This window comes from Aeromonas sobria (assembly GCF_000820145.1).
In the GTDB taxonomy this organism is placed as follows: domain Bacteria; phylum Pseudomonadota; class Gammaproteobacteria; order Enterobacterales; family Aeromonadaceae; genus Aeromonas; species Aeromonas sobria.
The window spans coordinates 120,046-140,678 of the sequence record NZ_CDBW01000045.1 but is presented as its reverse complement, the minus strand read 5'-3'; the positions used below and the strand labels follow the sequence as shown (position 1 = coordinate 140,678).

Genomic DNA, 20,633 nt, shown 5'->3' with positions numbered 1-20,633 from the left:
GCGGCCCGAAGGCCGCCGCTTTCATTCAACTACCGGAGGATTACTTATCGCCCAGCAGCACTGAGTCCAGTGCGATTTCGATCATGTCGTTGAAGGTCAGCTGACGCTCTTCGGAGGTGGTCTGCTCACCGGTACGGATATGGTCGGAAACGGTACAGATGGTCAGTGCCTTGGCACCGTACTCTGCAGCCACACCGTAGATACCGGCAGCTTCCATCTCGACACCCAGAATGCCGTATTTTTCCATCACGTCGAACATGGAAGGATCCGGGGTGTAGAACAGGTCTGCGGAGAAGAGGTTACCCACGCGCACCGGGGTACCCTTGTTCTTGGCAGCCTGTACCGCATTGGCGACCAGATCAAAGTCAGCGATAGCGGCGAAGTCATGGTCCTTGAAACGCAGACGGTTTACTTTGGAATCGGTGCAGGCACCCATACCGATCACTACGTCACGCAGTTTTACGTCTTCACGCACAGCACCGCAGGAGCCTACGCGGATCAGGGTCTTCACACCGTAATCGGTGATCAGCTCTTTGGTGTAGATGGAGCAGGAAGGGATACCCATGCCGTGGCCCATCACGGAGATACGACGACCTTTGTAGGTGCCGGTAAAGCCGAGCATGCTGCGCACATCGCACACCTGCTCAACGTTCTCCAGGAAAGTTTCCGCGATGTACTTGGCGCGCAGGGGGTCGCCCGGCATCAGTACGGTATCAGCAAAGGCGCCATCTTTCGCATTGATATGAGGAGTTGCCATTCTCTTGATTCCTTCACACAGGTTGAGTTTTATTGTTTTATAAATTGCCCGCCGCCGAAGTGGCGGGCGGGTAAATTACAGGAAGCTGGTACCGTACTGCAACTTGGGCAGACCGTGGTACGCCGCGATGCTCTGACCGATATCGGCAAAGGTTTCGCGACGACCGACAGAGCCAGCCTTGACCGGCTTGCCAAAGAACAGCACCGGAATGTATTCACGGGTGTGGTCAGTACCACCCCAGGTCGGGTCACAGCCGTGGTCGGCAGTCAACACCACCACGTCACCATCTTGCAGCAGATCGAACAGCTCCGGCAGGCGGGCGTCGAAATACTCCAGTGCATCGGCGTAGCCCTTCACGTCACGACGGTGACCGTAGGAGGAGTCAAAGTCGACGAAGTTGGTGAAGACGATGGTGTTGTCACCGGCCGCGTTCACCTCTTCCAGAGTACGATCCCACAGCTCAACCAGACCTGTACCCTTCACCTGCTTGGTAATACCTTGATTGGCGTAGATGTCGGCGATCTTGCCGATGGAGACCACCTGACCACCCGCCTCTTTCATATAGTCGAGCACGGTCGGTGCTGGCGGCAGCACGGAGTAGTCGTGACGATTGCCGGTACGCTTGAAGTTGCCCTTGCCGCTGCCGACGAACGGACGCGCGATGACGCGGCCAATGTTGTAGGGCTCCAGCAGCTCGCGCACTATGTGGCACAACTCATAGAGCTTCTCGAGACCATAGGTCTCTTCGTGGCAGGCAATCTGGAACACAGAGTCGGCAGAGGTGTAGAGGATCGGCTTGCCGGTACGCATATGCTCTTCGCCCAGATCGTCCAGCACCTGGGTGCCGGAGGCGTGGCAGTTGCCCAGATATCCGGACAGACCCGCCTTCTCGACGATGGCGTCCAGCAGCTCCTGCGGGAAGCTGTTGGTGTGATCCTTGAAATAGCCCCACTCGAACAGCACGGGCACTCCGGCGATCTCCCAGTGGCCGGACGGGGTGTCCTTGCCGGAGGAGAGCTCCTGAGCAAAACCGTAGGCTCCGACCACCTCGATATCTTTGTCCAGACCTGCCGGGAAGTAGCCGGAAGCCTGCTCCCCTGCATGGCCGAGACCCAGCTTGTTGAGGTTGGGCAGCTTGAGGGCACCACGGCCTTCAAGCTCACCGGCTGCACACGCCTTGGCGATATGACCAAGGGTGTTGGCGCCCACATCTCCGAACTGTTCGGCGTCGGCAGCAGCGCCAATACCGAAAGAGTCCATCATCAGAATAAAGGTACGTTTCATGGGTCTTCCCCTTGTTACAAATCAGCCAGGGTGATGCGACGGTACACTTCAGGCAGTGCCTGTGGTCGCTCGCCACCAATTCGGACAGCCGCCTGCACCATGCTGGCAGCCTGAGCATATTGCTCTTCAGTCTGAGCGTGGATCAGCGCGATCGGCTTGTCAGCATCGACGCTTTGACCCAAGCGGATAAAGTCGGTCAGACCGACCGCATAATCCAGTTTGTCACCGGCAGCGCGGCGACCACCGCCCATCGCCACCACGGCCAGACCCAGTTCGCGGGTATCCATGGCGGTCACGAAACCGCTGTTGGCCGCGAAGACCGGGCGCACGATGGCTGCTTTTGGCAGGTAAGCATCATAACGCTCCATGAAATCGGCTGGGCCACCGAGGCCGGTCACCATGCGGCCGAAGATCTCGGCAGCCTTGCCATTATCCAGCACCGCCTGCAGCTTGCGACGGGCATCGCCGTCATCGCTGGCCAGACCGGCGGAGATCAGCATCTCGGCACTCAGGCTCATGGTGACTTCGTGAATGCGCGGGTTGCGGTATTCACCGGTCAGGTAACGCACCGCTTCGCGTACTTCGACCCCGTTACCGGCGCTGGAGGCCAGCACCTGGTTCATGTCGGTCAGCAGCGCAGAGGTGCGGCAACCGGCACCGTTGGCCACGGCCACAATGCTCTTGGCCAGCTCTTCGGAGGCTTCGAAGGTCGGCATAAAGGCGCCGGAGCCCACTTTCACATCCATCACCAGCGCTTCGAGCCCGGAGGCGAGCTTCTTGGAGAGGATGGAGCCGGTGATCATCGCGATGGATTCGACGGTGGCGGTGATGTCACGTACTGCATAGATACGCTTGTCAGCGGGGGCAAGATCGCCGGTCTGACCGATGATGGCGACACCCGCCTCTTCCACCACTTTCAGGAAACGATCGTTGTCGACCGAGGTCTGGTAGCCGGGAATGGCATCCAGCTTGTCCAGGGTACCGCCGGTGTGGCCCAGACCACGGCCGGAGATCATCGGCACGAAACCGCCACAAGCAGCGACCATAGGGCCAAGCATCAGGGAAACCACATCACCGACGCCGCCGGTGGAGTGTTTGTCGACAATCGGGCCACCCAGATTGAGGTGGTCCCAATTCAGTACCATACCGGAGTCACGCATGGCGCAGGTCAGGGCAACCCGCTCATCCATGGTCATGTCTTTGAAGTAGACCGCCATCGCCAGCGCGGCAATCTGCCCCTCGCCGATGGTGTTATTGGTAATGCCCTGAATGAAGAATTGAATTTCTTGGGTACTGAGCGCTTCACCGTTGCGCTTCTTGCGAATAATTTCTTGAGGCAAAAACATCTTTCATTCCCTCCGCCATTGCTGGCGTCAAACAAGCCTGAATCCTTGCCCGCGCACCTCATGGTGGGGGCTTAACAGGGCGGGAATCCCCCGCCCTGTCATCAACTTATTAGTAACCGCTGGTGTTGGCCGGCTTGTCGCCGTGCCCCAGTGTTGCCAGCAAGCTGGCGAGCAGGCTGGACGCGCCAAAGCGGAAGGTGCGGGCGGATACCCAGTCGTTGCCGAGGATCTCTTCGGCCATGGCCAGGTACTGACCGGCAACGGCTGCGTCTTTCACGCCACCAGCAGGCTTGAAGCCGACTTTCGGATTCTTGGCCTTGATCACTTCCATCATGATGCGGGCCGCTTCCGGGGTCGCATTGACCGGCACCTTGCCAGTGGAGGTCTTGATGAAGTCGGCACCGGCATCGATACAGATCTCGGAAGCGCGACGGATCAGCGCCTCTTCTTTCAGTTCGCCAGTCTCGATGATCACTTTCAGCAGCACCTTGGCGCCACAGGCTTCCTTACACGCTTTGACCAGATCAAAACCGATCTGTTCATTGCCTGCCATGAAGGCACGGTACGGGAAGACCACGTCCACTTCGTCGGCACCGTAGGCGACGGCAGCACGGGTTTCGGCCACGGCGATCTCGATGTCGTCGTTGCCGTGGGGGAAGTTGGTCACGGTCGCAATGCGCACGTCGGCAGCGCCGATGTCACGCAGGGTCTTGCGAGCGATAGGAATAAAACGGGGGTAGATGCAAACAGCGGCAGTCAGGCCAGCCGGTGACTTGGCCTTGCGGCACAGGTCGATCACTTTCTGATCGGTGTCGTCATCGTTCAGGGTGGTCAGGTCCATCAGGTTCAGGGCGCGCTGAGCGGCCACATTCAGATCAGTCATTCTATTCTCCAAAGTCTCGATTTAATCCAGATAACCGGCCACCGCCAAGCCATCCAGTGATGGATGCACAGGCAGTAATCCCCAGCTATACGGGAATGGAATTACAGTGCGAAGGCACCGGCACTATCCGGATGCTATTCAAAGCATCCCGCAGGCACTGCGACTGTAAATAAGGCAAGAGCCCTGTCACTTTCTTACAAAAGTGCGGACTTGGTTCCATGAAGACTTGAGAAAGGCCGACAACATCTGACCCGACTTCCCAATCAATTCCATTTGACCGCCAACACCCGATTGCATCGAGTATTAGTCATTGCCAGCACCCTGCTGGCAACGCCTATTTCAGCCGAGATACCCCCTGTTTGCAAGCCGGATTTACCAATTTCAGAGGTACCTCACATCTGGCAAATCAGGGACTAAAAAACCTTATGAAAAGAAGCGGGTCAGGATCCAGGAGTAAGCAAGCCCCCCCAGATAGACACCGATGATCCCCATCACTCCCGATAACACGGGTGGTGCCGGGATCGGTAATTTGAGGAAAGAAAACAACAAACCGACAATAAAGCCAGCCACAATCGCCAGTAATACTTCATTCATATAACCTCCGACCCGACTCATTTTATTATCAGTTTAGATAGGAAAACGGTTGTCACCGCCCCATACACCAACGCCACGGCAAATGCCGTGGCGTTGGTGTTTATAGTCTGTCAGGTCAGACAGCTATTACATGGCAGACAGTGCCAGGAAGAAGCCTGCGATAGTGGCAGACATCAGGTTGGACAAAGAGCCAGCCAATACGGCTTTCAGACCGAAACGGGCGATGGTGCCACGGCGATTCGGTGCCATGGACCCCAGACCACCCAGCAGGATGGCAACAGAGGAGAGGTTGGCAAAACCACACAGAGCAAAGGAGATGATCGCTTTGGTGTGGTCAGACATGGCCGCGCCATTGATCAGCAATTCATCTTTCAGGTATGGAGCAAAGTTCAGGTAAGCCACGAACTCGTTAACCACCACTTTCTGACCGATGAAGGAACCAGCCACGACCGCTTCGTGCCAAGGCACACCGATCAGGAAGGCCAGCGGGGCGAAGAACCAGCCCAGCAGCAGTTCCAGAGACAGCTCTGGCATACCAAACCAGCCACCGACACCGGAGAAAATACCGTTGACCATGGCGATCAGGCCGATGAAAGCCAGCAGCATTGCGCCAACGTTCAGGGCCAGTTGCATACCGGCAGAAGCACCCGCAGCAGCCGCGTCGATCACGTTGGCAGGCTTGTCATCCAGCTCGGCGTTGACTGAGTCGTCGTCATAGTTCGGGGTCTCGGTCTCGGGAACCAGCAACTTGGCGAACAGCAGACCACCCGGAGCGGCCATGAAGGAGGCTGCAATCAGGTACTCCATCTTGACGCCCATGGCGGCGTAACCAACCAATACCGCACCGGCGACAGAAGCCAGACCACCACACATGACAGCGAACAGCTCGGAGTCAGTCATCTTGGCGATATAAGGACGAACCACCAGCGGGGCTTCAGTCTGACCGACGAAGATGTTGGCAGTTGCAGAGAGAGATTCGGTACGGGAGGTGCCCAGTACCTTCTGCAGTGAACCACCCAGCAACTTGATGACCACTTGCATGATGCCCAGGTAATAGAGCACAGCGATCAGCGAAGAGAAGAAGATGATGACGGGCAGGACACGGAAGGCAAAGATAAAACCACCGCCACCGAACACTTCAAACATCTTGTCGCTGACCAGACCACCAAACAGGAAGTCGATACCGAATTTACTAAAAGTCAGCACGCTGGAGACGCCATTAGAGACGGTAACCAGAATATCGCGGCCAACTGGAACATACAGTACAAACGCACCGAGACCGGCTTGCAGCGCAAAGGCGCCTGCCACTGTGCGCAGGTTGATTGCTTTGCGATTGCTGGAGAACAGTACCGCGATAAGGATGAGGGTGACCATCCCCACCAGACCCATGATTATACTCATTATTATCTTATCCTCTTATGTAGCACCTAGCTTGTTAGTGAAATGTGAACAACAGCCACTAACCAAGGGGTGCGCATTATACTAATTAATGCCCGATAAAATAGAATGCTGGTCACATTTTATCGTTATCAAAATGTCCAAGTGTCACAAAATTAGACGGCAAACGATTTTTACGCTCATTTTTTTTCCTGACAACTAAATCAGGTGTTGCGAATTTGTTTCATGGCTATTGGTCGTGATGGAAAATATGCCGGGCAGTTTCAAATAACACCTTGGCAACATCTGCCGATGATTCCTCCCGCAAGGTCATCAATATTTCCGCTATTTTCGGCAGCGCTTCCGGGGTATTCCGGGAGCCTTGCTCACCTTGTAAGGGCATATCGGGCGAATCGGTTTCCAGCACCAGAGCCTCGAGCGGCATAGCCCGAAATACCTCTCGCGTCTTGTTCGCCCGCTCAAAACTGATTACCCCGCCCACCCCGAGTCGAAAGCCCAGTTGCCAGAAGGCTTCCGCCTGCTGCAACGAACCGCTGAAGGCGTGGATCACCCCGCCACGTGGCGGCTTGAAGCGGCGCAACAGCTTGGCCACAGTGTCATTGGCACGCACCGAGTGGATCATCAGGGGTAACCCGGCATCGGCGGCCAGCCGGATCTGAGCCTCAAACAGCGCAAGCTGCCCCTCCTGCGGCACGTGAGAGCGCAGGTCCAGCCCACACTCGCCAATGGCCACCAGCCCGGCAGGTTGGCTCATCACCAGCGTTCGCAACCGTTCCATCACCCCTTCCCGCTGCTCACCGGCATACCAGGGATGAACGCCCAGACCATAAAAGAGGCCGTCATGCTGCTCTGCCAGAGCCATCACACGAGTCCAGTTATCCTCTGCGATGGCAGGAATGATATACTCCGTCACCCCTAATGCCCGGCAACGGGCTAGCAACGCCTCCCTGTCCTGGTCGAAAACCGGAAAATCGAGATGGCAATGGGTATCTATCAGCTGCATATCACTCAAACCTGTTTGCGGGATTTAATGGGTCATTGAACATGATGAACAATAGAAACAACGGCTTTACTCTGATTGAACTGGTGCTGGTGATCATAGTGCTGGGGATCCTGGCCGTCACCGCCCTGCCCCGCTTTATCAATATCAAGGATGATGCCCTGAAAAGCACGGTCTCGGCGACCGCTGGCAGCTTTGCCAGCGCAGTTCAGCTGGCTCATGCTGGCTGGGCGGTTAAAGTACAGGGGCAAGCAATCGCGCTCTACAATCTGAGCAGTTTTGGCGTGAAAAATATGGATATCAATATGTATGGCTGGCCTGTTGGTTCTGATGAAGACCAAGGTCAAAAAGGACTGGATGAAATGTATATAACAGGCCAGTCCGATTACATATCCGTTAGCAGCGGAGCTGACTGCCGCTTTCTCTTTGAAGACATGATGGATAGCGACTACAGCGTAGAAGCGGTCAGCTTGGATGCGGTGATTGATAGTAAAGCGGATTACTTAACAGATGTTGTCTCCACAGGAGCGATTGATGCGAATGGCAAAAAGCATCTTAACTGCCGCTATATCCTGCGCGACTCAATCAACCGCTTCCAAACCAGCTCGGATTATCTAAATGGCCTCGGCTTCGAGTACAACAGCGTTACCGGCGCCGTGACCCGCAATTCTGATTGAGCTCAGCCTCTTCTGCGCAAGCTCGCTCTTTGCTTGAATCATCATAACGAACCGGCGTGCAGCAGCGCCGGTTCTCCTGAGTGAGCCCCCACTCCTCACACCATGCATCGTAACGGGCCAGCCAACGCAGCAATACCCCTTTCATCGTCACACCTCCGCCAACAGGTTCAGGTCAAAAACCATCCTAATCAGAGTTGGCAAGGGGAGCAAGCCATCCCCATTTTTGCGGTCGGTCGAGATAGAAAGAGCCGGTCAGCATGGCTGACCGGCTCTTTTAACATTCCCTGAAGAGGTTATCCGATGAGCGACAGCTCATCAGCCTCACAGGCTCTTCAGCTTCTCTTCCGGCAGGGCCAGCTCGTCGTTGTGGTTGACGCCGATACCGCGCTCCAGCACATGACGGGCGATGGCGTGCGCTTCTTCCAGCGAGTGCATGCTGTAGGTGCCGCACTGATACTCGTTCAGCTCGGGGATCTTGGCCTGATCCTGCACGGTCAGCACGTCGCTCATGGCTGCCTGCCAGGCTGCGCCAACACGGGCTTCGTCCGGCGCGCCGATCAGGCTCATGTAGAAGCCGGTACGGCAACCCATGGGGGAGATGTCGATGATCTCCACGCCGTTGCCATTCAGGTGATCACGCATAAAACCGGCGAACAGGTGTTCCAGCGTATGGATACCGCGCTCGGAGAGGATCTCTTGGTTAGGCACACAGAAACGCAGGTCGAACACGGTAATAGTGTCCTTGTTCGGGGTCTGCATGGTCTTGGCCACACGCACCGCTGGCGCTTCCATACGGGTGTGGTCAACGGTAAAACTGTCCAATAACGGCATTTCTGACTCCTGATTTGGTTACCAGAACCAGCCCCCACGGGAGAGCTGGTCCTTGCATTGACGGTACTGGGCGCCGTAGCGCTGGGCGCGAGCTTCCACCTTGCGAGAGGTCTTCATCAACCACCCCTTGCTGCGATAGCTGCCACGCCGGTAGCCACCCCACCCTTCGTGATAGTTGAGGTACTGGCCATAGGCATCCCACTTGGAGGTGCCATTGAGCCGCTGGGCTTTGTTCGTGTACCAACCCATAAAATCGATGGCGTCGGCAAAGTCATCGCGGTCACTCCAGCTGTTGCCGGTTTCCCGCTGGTAATCAGCCCAGGTTTCATCTTTGACCTGAGCATAACCATAAGCTGAACTGGCCCGCCCGGTCGGGATGAAGAGGAAATACTGCATCGGCGGCTGGGCGTCATGTACGTAAGAGGACTCCTGATACATCATGGCCATGATCACGTGGATCGGCGTCCCCCACTTCTCGTTCATCTTGAGCGCGGCCTTGTGCCACTCCGGCTTCTCGCGAAAGATCTGGCACAGATTCTCCGGCTGAGCCGGTGGACGGGTACTACAGGCGGTCAGGCTAGCCAACATGCTGGCACCCACCAGAACGCGCATCCACCCCATCAAGTGAGGTCGCGCTTCGCGCCTCTGGTCAGGTAAAGAGATAGCCAAGGTCAGATCGCGTCTTCGTTCTCTTCGCCGGTACGGATACGAATGACACGCTCCACCTCGCAGACGAAGATTTTGCCATCACCAATCTTGCCGGTGCGAGCGGTATTCTGGATCGCTTCCAGACAGGCATCGAGATCCTCGTCCTGCACCACCAGCTCCACCTTCACTTTCGGCAGGAAGTCGACCATATACTCGGCGCCGCGATAGAGCTCGGTATGGCCCTTCTGGCGGCCGAAGCCTTTGACTTCGGATACGGTCATGCCGTTGATGCCGATCTCGGCCAGGGCCTCGCGCACATCGTCCAGCTTGAACGGTTTGATGATGGCTTCAATCTTCTTCATGGTGACTCCTTACCAGTTCTGTTTGCCGAACCCGGATGTAATGGGGTAACGGCGATCCTTACCAAAGTTGCGAGCCGTAATACGGGGCCCGACCGCCGCCTGACGGCGCTTGTATTCGTTGAGATCCACCAGCCGGATCACCTTGCGCACCACCGCTTCCTCAAAGCCTTCTGCCACCATGTCGGCGACCGAGGCATCCTCTTCCACGTAGCGCTTGAGGATCGCATCGAGGATGTCGTAAGGGGGCAGACTGTCCTGATCCACCTGATCCGGCGCCAGCTCCGCTGAAGGAGGACGATCGATAACCCGCTGCGGGATCACGTAGTCGACCGAGTTGCGATATTCGCACAATTTGAAGACCAGCGTCTTGGGTACATCTTTCAACACGTCGAAACCGCCCGCCATGTCACCGTACAGCGTGGCATAACCGACCGCCATTTCGCTCTTGTTGCCGGTGGTCAGCACGATGCGACGACGCTTGTTGGAGAGCGCCATCAGCAGCACACCGCGGCAGCGCGCCTGCAGGTTCTCTTCGGTAGTGTCCCGGGCGGTGCCTTCAAACAGCGGCGCCAGCTGGGTCATAAAGCCTTCGAACATCGGCTCGATGGAGATGATGTTGAACTCAACCCCCATCCGTTCGGCCTGCTCTTTGGCATCTTCCACGCTCATCTGGGCGGTATAGCGGAACGGCATCATCACCGCCTGCACCTTGTCGGCCCCGATGGCGTCAGCAGCGATTGCCAAGGTCAGGGCTGAGTCGATCCCGCCGGAGAGGCCCAGCACAGCGCCGTGGAAGCCGTTTTTGGTGACATAGTCACGCACCGCCAGCACCAGCGCCTGATAGGTTTCGGCCAACGGCTCGAGCGGCGCAGCCGGTTCACACTCTTTCACCGGCTGACTATCGGCAAAGCGCACCAGCGCCAGCTCTTCGGCAAACGGGGCGAGCTTGTGGGTCAACTCGCCCTGGCTGTTGAACACCTTGGAGCAACCATCGAAAATCAGCTCATCCTGACCACAGACCTGATTGAGATAGACCAATGGCAGGCCGGTCTGATCGCAGCGCTCCGCCATCAGCTCGCGGCGGATCCAGGGTTTCTCCTGATCGTAGGGCGACGCATTGATGGTGAGCAGCAACTCTGCCCCAGCCGCCTTAGCGGCCAGCGCCGGACCAGGTTGCCACAGGTCTTCGCAGATCAGCAGCCCCAGCTGGTGACCACGGAACGGCACCACGCAAGTCTCGGTGGCTGCGGTGAAGTAGCGCTTCTCGTCAAACACACCGTAGTTGGGCAAGTCCTGCTTGAAGTAACGGGCAATCAGCTTGCCGTGCTCATAAAGAGAGGCCGCATTGTAGAGCGCCTCCCCTTCACGCCAGGGATGACCCACCAAAATGGCACAGTTGCCCTGCCATGCGGCAACGCGAGCCAGCGCGGCATCGACCCGGATCATCAGATCGGCACGCAGCAGCAGATCTTCTGGTGGATAGCCGGTCAGGGCCAGCTCGGAGCAGACCAGCAGATCAGCGCCTTGCTGCTCGGCTTGAGCCGCCGCAGCGAGCACTTTGTCAGTGTTATCTTCGATGGCGCCTACCGTCAGATTCAACTGGGCAAGCATCAGAGAGAGGGCTTTTGCCATGGCGATGCATCTTAAAATCAAAAATGATGGGGAATGATAAAGAAAAGGGGGGCAATCTGCCAGTTCAAGACAGGCGTAACCATGTGACAGCAATCAACGGGAGGGATAAGCTGTAAACAGTCACGGAACGACAGGCCTCAGCAGATATGAAAAACGCCGGATTTACCCTCATGGAGTTGATGATCGCCATTGCGCTGGGCGTCATTCTGTTGGGGATTGGTATTCCTTCCCTCTCTAACCTGCTTGGCAGCAATGATTTGGCGACCCAAGAAAAGAGCCTCCTCAACCACTTGAACTACGCCAGACAACAAGCCATCTCCAACCAGCAAACGGTTACTCTCTGCCTGACCACTATCAATAATTCGGTCGAGGAGTGCATTGCTGCCAATCAAAATGGAGCGACCCGGCTGATCGCCTTTATCGATAGTAACAGCGACCAAAAGCTCAATGGTAGCGAAACAACGATTGCGGCAAGTCCCGAGTTTCCCACAGCACTGGCCATTTCTGCAGATGCACAGGCGCTGCGCTTCACCCCCGATGGCACCATTACGTCTGACAGCGAGGTCATTTTTTCACTCTGTGTAAGCGGTGAAAAAAGCATTGAGATTGAAGTTATGCCTGCCGGACGTGCCCATAGCCAGGCAAGTGGTGCTGTCTGTCCATGAGAAGTTTTAGCTACTGCTGAAACACACAAGAGCCAAAGGATCCATTTCAATCCAATGGCTATGCTTAGAGTCTCTTTTGAACAAGGACTCACTCGGCATGAAAAAACATGGCTTTACCTTGCTGGAGTTTTTGATTTCAGTAAGCCTGACCATTATCTTGCTGACCATGGGTCTACCGTCATTGGCAAGCCTGATCACCAACAGTGACAGCGACATCTACAGCCGAAACCTTTTGGATCATTTGATCTTCGGTCAACGGCAAGCCATCACGCAGCAACAAACCGTCACCGCATGCCTTGCCACTCCTGTCAGTAGCGCCACAACCGAGAGTTGCATAACCGCAAATCAAATCGGCGCCCAACGCATGCTGGTATTTATCGACACCAATCAGGATCGCCAACTCAATGTTGCAAGTGGCGATATCTTGCTATCAGCAACAGAACCCTTTCTTGAGAAACATACCATCACGGCCAATCGACAATTTGTACGCTTTAGCCCGGATGGCACAGCGATTGGCACCAACATGACACTCCGGTTTTGCATCGACCAAGTATCACGAGTCGATATTATCGTCTCGCCATCAGGGCGAAGCCGGAGTGAAAAAAAGGGGCTGAGTTGTTCTTAGCCCCTTTGCCCGACGCCATCACCAAACCTATCTGGGTTGAATGTCGTCTTGTTTTTTTGCAGCAGCCAGCGAAAAGGTTGCCGCCAAGGGTACGCACTCGATCACCTCTATCACCGGGCGCACCACACCATCAACCTCATAACCCTTTAATTTAAAAACCCGGTCCAGATTTGCCTTGCTGGTATCAGCAACCGGCTGCTGCAACACCATCTGCACGCCACCTTCTAGAGTGACATAACATTTTATGTCTTCAGTTTGAGCCTGTACCAACAAGGGTAAGCTCACCAGCCAGAGCAGCGTGCGTTTCATCCCTGCTCTCCTTCATAGAGATAGATTTTCTTGGGAGACATATCCATTTTGGCCTCCTCGGCCCCTTGTGAACATTCACCTTCTCCGGTGCAGCGTTCCGGCTCTCCCTTTCCATCATCTGTGAGGATGACCTCCTTGCCTGGTGCACCACCGATAATTCTAATCCGGCCATCATCACCGCCATGAATAACCAGGTCATCAGCGACCTTATTTTGTACCTCTACGTAACGCTGAATAACTTCCTGATTGCTACTATCCAGCACATATTTGAACGATGTGCCGTAGTGCATATCAATCATATACTGACGCATGGCACCGATAGATTGGATGGTACATTGCTGGAAGTCCTGCACCTGAGGCAGGAAAGAGGTGAAGTAGAGCTTGCCTTGTAACACCAAGCCAGCCCCCATGGATTTTTCACCGCTTTCATTGAGCCAGAATTTCCACCCTTGTTTGCTGGTAAGAGCCTTGGTTGTATTAACGATCTGCTCTTCATTCAAACCGGTAAATGGGTCACTGGTCACATCATAGAGGTCGTTCAATGTGATACTTGATGGCACTGATGGCTCAGAGGTACCGCCAAACAAGCTCGGACTGACATTGTAGTCACGGAGCATCACATAAACATTATTGGTGATGGCTTCTGAGGAGGGACGATTACGATCACCACTTCCTATCAACACAGCATCAAACGGGCGCTCACTGTAGAGATAATTTGTCCCATCATATTTCCAGCCTTTGTTGATGGTGCGCACCAATACTGGTTGAGTAAAGAAACGGCGATCATCTTCCAGTTTTTTTGCAGTCCCTGTCAGATGAGCATTACCCAAGCTGGCAAACTTGATCGCCGTCCACTTGGATTTATCTGTTCCTTTCATATCGATACGCCAGATCTGGCCACCGGTATCGCCCGCATAAATTCGGTCAGAAATGCCATCACCATCACTGTCCAGCACAGAGACTGAGCCTGGCATACTGTATGTCATACCCGTAACTTGTTTGTTTTTTTCACCACTTACATCAGGAGTAAAGCTGAAAATTAAAGCCCCTGTTTCCGCATCAACCATGTAAACACCCAAACCAGAACTATCTTCAGTTCCTTGGCCCAAGTAGCTCTTAGCTTGGTCGTAACCACCAGAAAATATCAAAACCGGCTTGTAGTTTTTTGGGTTATTGCCTTCTGTTGTGTAATAGCCAGGAATAAATGCCACTTCAGGAATAGACCACGTCTCACCAAGCTTACTAAAACCGGTACTATTTTTATCGAGGCGCCACATTAAGGAAGGTGCATCGGGGTTGGAAATGTTGATGGCATAGTATGCACTACCACCACCTCTCAACCCTGAAAACAACCATACCTTATCACCCTGCGAAGCCTGTATATGTCCATCTTTAATTTTTTCATTGACCAATACCATGGGGGATGCATCAACACCATAAATGTGCACCGATGAATCCAGATTATCTTTCAGCATTTTTTGATTAGCGATAAATTGATATGGCATGATCGCCCAGCTTTCATCAACGGTTGAATCAACAGTTTTGTCACTATCTTTAAACATATGCAGGAACCCGCTATTTGTCCCCATAACCAACCTCAGGTCTGAAATACAAGATGTTTGCCCTGATAATTTTGTACAACCGTAGTTAATAACTAGCGGACGTGAATGCAGCGGATCACCAAGAATATCTTCACGAATATCATCCGTATCACCACCCTTATTCTCATCAAAAGCATCAATGCCTTTCATCCAATTAAGAAGGTCATCTATATTATCAGCGCTATTCAGATTCATGACAGTGCGCAGTTGAGTCGCACCACCAGCCATACTTTCAAGAGCACTTTTGCTATTACTCCCGAGAAAGGCACTCAAGGTATTTGTTGAAGGGGGGATAATATAGATATTTCGATTGACCTTAGCTGCCAGCATCTCTTGCACTCCCCCTTCCGCAACCTTGTTGCCATCGCTAGTTGAGGACCAGAAGGTCTTGGCAGCTTCAAGGATAGTCCCGTCGATACCAATCGCAGGCATACCACTTTGATCAACCACGTATCCTTTTTCAGGGGCTAAAACCAGCTTTTTCAGATTTCCTTTCCATCTGGGGCCTGCACCCGGCTCAAACATCGCATAATAAATATTATTAAGGCTGCGGGTGCGGTCAAAGTTATTGGTGGCAATTGCGGGCGAGACGAGGGATGTATTCATTTTTAAAATGGCTAACAATGAAGATTTTAAGGCTTCATTTAATTGCGTCGCATCAGTCGCAGGATAATATTTACCGCCACCACGACGAGCTGTTTCAGCCAACAGAACGCCAGCCCCTTTAATCGCCTCATCACCAAAGCCGACTGTAAAAGTGGTGACCGTTTGTTTACCCGCCGCAGATGTATTAACATCGTTATTTTTCATATAACCAGCGAGCGCCGCAAGATAGCTTTTCTCATTACTTGTACCATAGGCGACCGTGCTACTATAACCAGGTTTATTAGGATCAGCAGACTTGTTTAGCAAATCGGCCACTAGACTATTTGCAGCAGTATCATAAGTTGGTGCACCATCCGTCATATATATAATATAGCCATTATTAGAACACTTATCATATGGGGACTTATACTTATTACTCAACGGTATTTCAGCATTGGCATCACGCTGCGGGTTACGACTGGCATCATCATCACCAAAATATATATCAAGCCCACCAAAATAGCTGTAGGCTTCATACATGGTTTCACATAAAGGAGTCCATGTTTCCGCCGCAAGGCTATTCGATTTATCAATTAAATCTTGTGAGCCGGTTTTGCCCGCAGCTAAAACGGCATCATTACCAATAATTTGTCTAATGATACGACCACCATTTTTATTGGTACTGCTATTACCATCATTTTGATTGAACACTGCAAGACCAAAGTCTACCGCAGGAGTAGAACGAACCAACTCTCGAAGCGCTTGCTTCGCAACATTTAATCTGGAGGTACTTATATTTGCAGGTGCATAATACCAACGTAGATAATTTGCTGTATAAATAGTCAAAACTTCCCCCCCCCCAGTATTAGGAGGGGTAGGTGCGACACTATCAACCCAAGGCGTACTAATATTGGTATTGTTTGTTCTGTTGACAGGATATCCTTTGATTGAGCCTGATACTGACTGATATGAGTTAGTAAAACCGCTGTTATCATTATTTTTTGCTGAAATATCTTGTTGGCAATCGACTATGTTAATGCTGTTCGCTGTATAGTTCTTTAATGGCTTCCACTCACCTTTCCTGCTGCTGCCACTACCAGATACAACATAATTCCAATAAACAGATGAAAACAAGCCAAACTCATTAAAGGCGATTTGAGATGTAGCACATGCATTTTTATTTTTCAAAAAACGTTTTGTGTTATTCGAGTCAACTATTTGAGGCGGAGTTCCATTAGTAGAGTAATAAATATAATTGTTATTCCCGTCATCATTTGTTAACCTAGGGTAAGAAAATTCCGGGTCATACTCTGCTTTAGCCAGTAAGGTAGTGTCTCCCATACTTCCTGAATTATCAAATATAAACAATACTTTTGGTCTGAAATCACCAGCCTTGGCAAAGTCATAAATAAATAACTCGGTATCATCTGAATAGCCAGTCCCTACCGCCATGGATGTGCTGGAGATACTGCTACATAACACCAGCAAGCTTGTTAGCAAACAGATCCTTATGTTCATTACTGGCTCCCTAATTGGCACTTAGCAGAGGCTGTTCCACCCCGGCAGTAAAGTTCATTTGGCTATTCACCTTGCCATAAGCACTGGATGTGGTGGCCTCAGCATAACGACAGGCCGGCGTCACATTCTGGCTACTGGCTTCAAATTTCCGCTTGCATACACTTTCGGTGTTGATTGTGAGGGTCGTGGTTGGGGTTATTGTGCCAATTGCCGCTGAAACACCTATCGCCTGCGTTGCAATTTGTGCTGACAGACCCGCCTCTCCCAATGCTGATTCCAAGGTTCCTTCAACCTCGTGTTCCGCTCGCTGCAGAGTGGCACCGGAACCGGCCATTTTCAGGCTCATACCACTGGACTGCATGACCACCACTGCAATCAAGGTCAAGGGAACCAGAATGACCAGCGCGACTATCAACGCAATACCCTGCTGTTGTTGAAACGATCTCATGTTCCACTCCGGGTCACAATTTGCTGGTTACGCAATGCAATACTGCTTTCCAACAGCAGGCGGCGATAGCCATCGCCATTGCCTGTGATTGGTGGCAGATTACCAAGTTGATAGGTATTGTTATTTTTGTAACGTGCTGATTCTTTCGCTGCTCTGATTAATATAAAAAGCCGAACACCTAATACACGTCCTTCATTCCAGCGCGGGGTGGTCATCTGGTCTGCTGACATATATCTATCAATACGCCCATCGGGGATCACTGAATCATCGACGCCGAACATCAACACCATATGCTCCACCCCTTCAGCCATTGCGCCACCGATCAGGGAAGATCCACCATCGGCGGTCAGGTAGCGCTTGCGCAGCACCGGAACGCCATTATCTTGTGACAAATAATAGATATAGTGCTGATATTCCCAAGTCTGGCTTTCATTATTGGCCCCAAAGAGTGGTCTGGTTTCACTCCCCTTGATGACTCTCGCCTCTTGACTATTGGTCGCCATATAAAAACGATTTGCATCCAAACTTTCTGTCGCAGGAATAGGTCGACCGACCAACCGTTTGATACTGATTACATCCGTATTTGCCACCCGGTCAGCCACCAGAATACAAGCGAACCCGGCAAGCCCTTTAGATGCTGACACCCGACTCACCCACAGTCCTCTGGCGGGGCCAGCATTTGATGGCAAACTACCTACAGAGCGCTCATCCAGACAATCACTGGTTGATAAAATGGTACTGCCAGCACTGAGCGAAAGTGATGGACCAACTTGGGTGGACTGACCTGTATGGGCACCAAAGAAACCCGCCCATTTGATATCCTGGCTAATCAGTCGAATAGCCAGTCGACCATTTTCCTGTAATTCACTCTGATCAAATGCATCTTCAGAGCTTGAGCGAGATATTACAAAGACCGAAAAAACTCCCGCCAATAAGAACAGTCCCATCGTCATGGCGATAAGCCATTCAACCAGAGTGAAACCGTGAGATTTCATAGCGTGGTCGTCAGAATAAACTGGCGCCTCGCTGCATCGATTGTTGTAGATAACTGACACTCATTGATCAACGTCGCAGCCGTACCGGCTCCCCCGCCATCGGATAGAGCTTGCTTGCCAGCCCAGAATATCCCGACAGCCAATACATTATTGGCGCGCCGCACTACACAACCTACCGGAGAGTTCAACGAGGATGCCGCCCCCGAAACACTGACCCCAAGCAAGGCTTGCTGCCAATAGTGAAGGTCGGCAGCACGTAAATCGGCAGCACTACAGCCACTGATAGTGCCATCAGCCAAAGCACAAGTTGGGCGTGGCAGATTGGCAGCAAGATTGACGGTTACGGCACCGGATGCGCTCCAGCTATCACGATTTATCCGTACCCGCTCAACCATATCGTTAGCCAGCCAGCTGGCGATAGTACGCTGGCGAGCCTCATAACTGGCAAATTTGGAATGGGTCTGCAAGGCAACCAGGCCGAGCAGCCCGAGGGACAGGATGACCGCAGTGATCATCACCTCCAGCAGGCTGAATCCTTTGTTATGTAATGGGTGATGAATGGCCATACGCTAGTCCCAGCAGCTACTGCTAGCTGCACCGGAGGCGCTCTTGACACCAAGCTGATTGATGGAAAAAACCGTGCAGTCGGTATCCTTGGCCTGCGCTGTCGCAGCTTTCGCGGTAGCTGACAAGGTATAGGAATTGCCTGATACAGTGATGGCGAGTTGGTAGAGCCCCGTATCAGATGCAGCACTCATACCCAACGCGGTAGCAGAGGAAGCGTACTGATTGAAATCCATAAAGTAGGTTTCTTGTCGATTAGCTGCATTGAGCAGCATGGCTTTCGCTTCGACACGATTAGTGTTCAGCACGTATTGCTGATAAGAGGGGTAAGCGATGGTGCCGAGAATCGCCACGATGGCGACGACAATCATCAGCTCAATAAGAGAAAAACCACGAAAGTATCCAATCATATCCCATCCTTGGTGACTGACTGCTCTATAAGTTTAACGCCGAGCCTGTCTCTAGAACAAACCCGGCGTCATCATCATTGCACTTTATTCTTAAGCCTTCCTGGCTGCACTCAAATTATTCTAAGTTCGGGAGGAACCTCAAATACCACATTCTCTTCACGACCTGGATGCTCGGCCACCGCTTTGCCACCCAGCTCACGCAAACGGGTGATAACCTGCTGCACCAGCACATCTGGTGCAGAGGCCCCCGCCGTCACGCCGATGGCGTTAATGCCGGTGAGCCAAGCAGCCTCAATCATGGTGGCATCATCGATCAAATAGGCTGTGGTGCCCACCTTCTCGGACAGCTCGCGCAGCCGGTTGGAGTTGGAAGAGTTGCGAGAACCGACTACCAGCATCACATCCACCAGTCCAGCCATCTCCCGCACCGCATCCTGACGGTTCTGGGTGGCGTAGCAGATGTCATCCTTGCGCGGCCCCTGGATCTTGGGGAAGTGCTGGCGCAGCGCATCGATCACGTCCGAGGTCTCATCCACGCTCAGGGTGGTTTGAGTGACAAAGCAGAGATCATCCGGATTCTTCACCTTGAGCTTGGCCACATCTTCCGGTGTCTCCACCAGATACATGCCGCCTTCACGATTCTCGTACTGCCCCATGGTGCCGATCACTTCAGGGTGACCGGCGTGACCGATAAGCACAGCCTCGGAGCCCTTGCGGCTGGCGCGATGGACCTCCATATGCACCTTGGTCACCAGCGGACAGGTGGCATCGAATACCTTGAGGGCACGGGACTTGGCCATCTCGCGCACCGACTTGGCCACGCCGTGAGCGGAGAAGATGACGATACTGTCGTCCGGCACCTCATCGAGCTCCTCGACGAAGACCGCCCCCGCATCCTTCAACTTGTTCACCACATAGCGGTTATGCACCACTTCATGACGGACATAGATGGGGGCACCGAACTTCTCCAGCGCGCTCTCGACAATGCTGATGGCACGATCAACACCAGCGCAGAAACCACGAGGGTTAGCGAGCAGAATATCCATTAGTGCACCTTCTCCTCGTCATCAACGCTCAGGATCTCCACCTCGAAGGTGACGGTATGCCCGGCCAGAGGGTGGTTGAAATCGACCGTCACCGACATCCCTGCCACCGCCCGGATGATGCCCGGCAGCTCGCTGCCATTGGGCTGATCGAACAGGATGATGGTGCCGACTTTGGGCTCCACATCAGCGCCAAACTTGGCGCGGTCGAGATGGTAGATGTTGTCGGGATTGGAGAGGCCGAACGCCTGCTCGGGCGCCAGCGTAAAGCTCTTGCTCTCCCCTTCGCAGAGGCCCAGCAGGCACTGCTCGAAGGTGGGCGTCAAGCTACCATCCCCCATCCGCAAACGAGCCGGTTTGCCCTGCAGCGCAGTGCTGTCGGCCACCGAACCATCTTCCAGCTTGATGGAGAAGTGGAACAGCACGCTGCTGTTGGCTGTAATCTCAGCGGCGATAGG

22 protein-coding genes are annotated in these 20,633 nt (G+C 53.4%); 3 read left to right on the top strand and 19 right to left on the bottom strand.

Annotated elements, in window-relative coordinates:
- Positions 1 to 40 precede the first annotated feature (40 nt).
- From deoD to BN1135_RS20160, 7 genes are all read right to left on the bottom strand, one after another.
- Positions 41 to 757 carry a purine-nucleoside phosphorylase gene (gene deoD / locus BN1135_RS20190; protein WP_042024331.1) on the bottom strand — a complete coding sequence of 239 codons (717 nt, stop codon included), beginning with the start codon at positions 755 to 757 and terminating at the stop codon, positions 41 to 43.
- Positions 758 to 832: 75 nt separating this feature from the next.
- A complete protein-coding gene (locus BN1135_RS20185; protein WP_042024330.1) occupies positions 833 to 2,041 on the bottom strand; it encodes a phosphopentomutase in 1,209 nt (402 codons plus the stop codon).
- Between the two features lie 14 nt (positions 2,042 to 2,055).
- Complete coding sequence (gene deoA, locus BN1135_RS20180) at positions 2,056 to 3,387, bottom strand: thymidine phosphorylase (protein WP_042024328.1); 1,332 nt, start codon at positions 3,385 to 3,387, stop codon at positions 2,056 to 2,058.
- A 109-nt stretch (positions 3,388 to 3,496) separates the two neighbouring features.
- The gene (deoC, locus tag BN1135_RS20175; protein ID WP_042024326.1) at positions 3,497 to 4,270 is read right to left on the bottom strand and encodes a deoxyribose-phosphate aldolase; all 774 of its coding nucleotides are present in this window, start codon (positions 4,268 to 4,270) and stop codon (positions 3,497 to 3,499) included.
- A gap of 423 nt (positions 4,271 to 4,693) precedes the next feature.
- Positions 4,694 to 4,864: a XapX domain-containing protein gene (locus BN1135_RS20170; RefSeq protein ID WP_042024325.1), complete on the bottom strand. Its 171-nt coding sequence runs from the start codon at positions 4,862 to 4,864 to the stop codon at positions 4,694 to 4,696.
- Positions 4,865 to 4,990: 126 nt separating this feature from the next.
- Positions 4,991 to 6,265 carry a NupC/NupG family nucleoside CNT transporter gene (locus tag BN1135_RS20165; RefSeq protein WP_042024324.1) on the bottom strand — a complete coding sequence of 425 codons (1,275 nt, stop codon included), beginning with the start codon at positions 6,263 to 6,265 and terminating at the stop codon, positions 4,991 to 4,993.
- A gap of 226 nt (positions 6,266 to 6,491) precedes the next feature.
- The gene (locus tag BN1135_RS20160; RefSeq protein WP_042024321.1) at positions 6,492 to 7,265 is read right to left on the bottom strand and encodes a TatD family hydrolase; all 774 of its coding nucleotides are present in this window, start codon (positions 7,263 to 7,265) and stop codon (positions 6,492 to 6,494) included.
- Between the two features lie 41 nt (positions 7,266 to 7,306).
- Between BN1135_RS20160 and BN1135_RS20155 the strand changes: the two genes are divergently transcribed.
- A complete protein-coding gene (locus BN1135_RS20155; RefSeq protein ID WP_042024317.1) occupies positions 7,307 to 7,939 on the top strand; it encodes a type II secretion system protein in 633 nt (210 codons plus the stop codon).
- A gap of 321 nt (positions 7,940 to 8,260) precedes the next feature.
- Here BN1135_RS20155 and luxS read toward each other — a convergent pair whose 3' ends face one another.
- Genes luxS through BN1135_RS20135 form a run of 4 tightly spaced genes read right to left on the bottom strand, consistent with a single transcriptional unit; the run spans position 8,261 to position 11,412 of the window.
- Positions 8,261 to 8,770 (bottom strand): S-ribosylhomocysteine lyase, encoded by a 510-nt coding sequence (luxS, locus tag BN1135_RS20150; protein WP_005340462.1) that lies wholly within the window; start codon positions 8,768 to 8,770, stop codon positions 8,261 to 8,263.
- Positions 8,771 to 8,788: 18 nt separating this feature from the next.
- Positions 8,789 to 9,382: a transglycosylase SLT domain-containing protein gene (locus BN1135_RS20145; RefSeq protein ID WP_280529026.1), complete on the bottom strand. Its 594-nt coding sequence runs from the start codon at positions 9,380 to 9,382 to the stop codon at positions 8,789 to 8,791.
- 59 nt (positions 9,383 to 9,441) lie between these two features.
- On the bottom strand, positions 9,442 to 9,780 hold the full coding sequence (gene glnB / locus BN1135_RS20140; protein WP_005308848.1) for a nitrogen regulatory protein P-II: 339 nt from the start codon (positions 9,778 to 9,780) through the stop codon (positions 9,442 to 9,444).
- A 9-nt stretch (positions 9,781 to 9,789) separates the two neighbouring features.
- Positions 9,790 to 11,412 carry an NAD+ synthase gene (locus tag BN1135_RS20135; protein ID WP_042024311.1) on the bottom strand — a complete coding sequence of 541 codons (1,623 nt, stop codon included), beginning with the start codon at positions 11,410 to 11,412 and terminating at the stop codon, positions 9,790 to 9,792.
- A gap of 146 nt (positions 11,413 to 11,558) precedes the next feature.
- Between BN1135_RS20135 and BN1135_RS20130 the strand changes: the two genes are divergently transcribed.
- Together BN1135_RS20130 and BN1135_RS20125 are read left to right on the top strand one after the other, a co-directional pair.
- Entirely contained in the window at positions 11,559 to 12,077 is a 519-nt protein-coding gene (locus BN1135_RS20130; RefSeq protein WP_042024308.1) for a GspH/FimT family pseudopilin, read from the top strand.
- 97 nt (positions 12,078 to 12,174) lie between these two features.
- A complete protein-coding gene (locus BN1135_RS20125; protein WP_042024305.1) occupies positions 12,175 to 12,702 on the top strand; it encodes a GspH/FimT family pseudopilin in 528 nt (175 codons plus the stop codon).
- A 27-nt stretch (positions 12,703 to 12,729) separates the two neighbouring features.
- On the opposite strand, the gene tapY2 is transcribed toward BN1135_RS20125, so the two are convergent.
- The 8 genes from tapY2 to fkpB all read right to left on the bottom strand — a co-directional run bounded on the left by tapY2 (position 12,730) and on the right by fkpB (position 20,630).
- Positions 12,730 to 13,011: a type IVa secretion system protein TapY2 gene (gene tapY2, locus BN1135_RS20120; protein ID WP_042024303.1), complete on the bottom strand. Its 282-nt coding sequence runs from the start codon at positions 13,009 to 13,011 to the stop codon at positions 12,730 to 12,732.
- A complete protein-coding gene (locus BN1135_RS20115) occupies positions 13,008 to 16,715 on the bottom strand; it encodes a pilus assembly protein (protein ID WP_052443867.1) in 3,708 nt (1,235 codons plus the stop codon). The genes tapY2 and BN1135_RS20115 overlap by 4 nt, the downstream gene beginning before the upstream one ends.
- Positions 16,716 to 16,725: 10 nt before the next feature.
- Positions 16,726 to 17,163, bottom strand: coding sequence for a type IVa pilus pseudopilin TppD (gene tppD / locus BN1135_RS20110; protein ID WP_042024298.1), 438 nt, complete (start codon positions 17,161 to 17,163; stop codon positions 16,726 to 16,728).
- Entirely contained in the window at positions 17,160 to 18,158 is a 999-nt protein-coding gene (locus BN1135_RS20105; RefSeq protein ID WP_082186852.1) for a PilW family protein, read from the bottom strand. The genes tppD and BN1135_RS20105 overlap by 4 nt, the downstream gene beginning before the upstream one ends.
- Complete coding sequence (pilV, locus tag BN1135_RS20100; RefSeq protein WP_042024296.1) at positions 18,155 to 18,724, bottom strand: type IV pilus modification protein PilV; 570 nt, start codon at positions 18,722 to 18,724, stop codon at positions 18,155 to 18,157. Before pilV ends, BN1135_RS20105 begins: the two co-directional genes overlap by 4 nt.
- A 3-nt stretch (positions 18,725 to 18,727) precedes the next feature.
- Positions 18,728 to 19,132, bottom strand: coding sequence for a type IV pilin protein (locus tag BN1135_RS20095; RefSeq protein WP_042024294.1), 405 nt, complete (start codon positions 19,130 to 19,132; stop codon positions 18,728 to 18,730).
- A 110-nt stretch (positions 19,133 to 19,242) separates the two neighbouring features.
- The gene (gene ispH / locus BN1135_RS20090) at positions 19,243 to 20,178 is read right to left on the bottom strand and encodes a 4-hydroxy-3-methylbut-2-enyl diphosphate reductase (RefSeq protein WP_042024293.1); all 936 of its coding nucleotides are present in this window, start codon (positions 20,176 to 20,178) and stop codon (positions 19,243 to 19,245) included.
- Positions 20,178 to 20,630, bottom strand: a complete 453-nt coding sequence (gene fkpB, locus BN1135_RS20085; RefSeq protein WP_172954116.1) for an FKBP-type peptidyl-prolyl cis-trans isomerase — start codon at positions 20,628 to 20,630, stop codon at positions 20,178 to 20,180. Before fkpB ends, ispH begins: the two co-directional genes overlap by 1 nt.
- Positions 20,631 to 20,633: the final 3 nt, after the last annotated feature.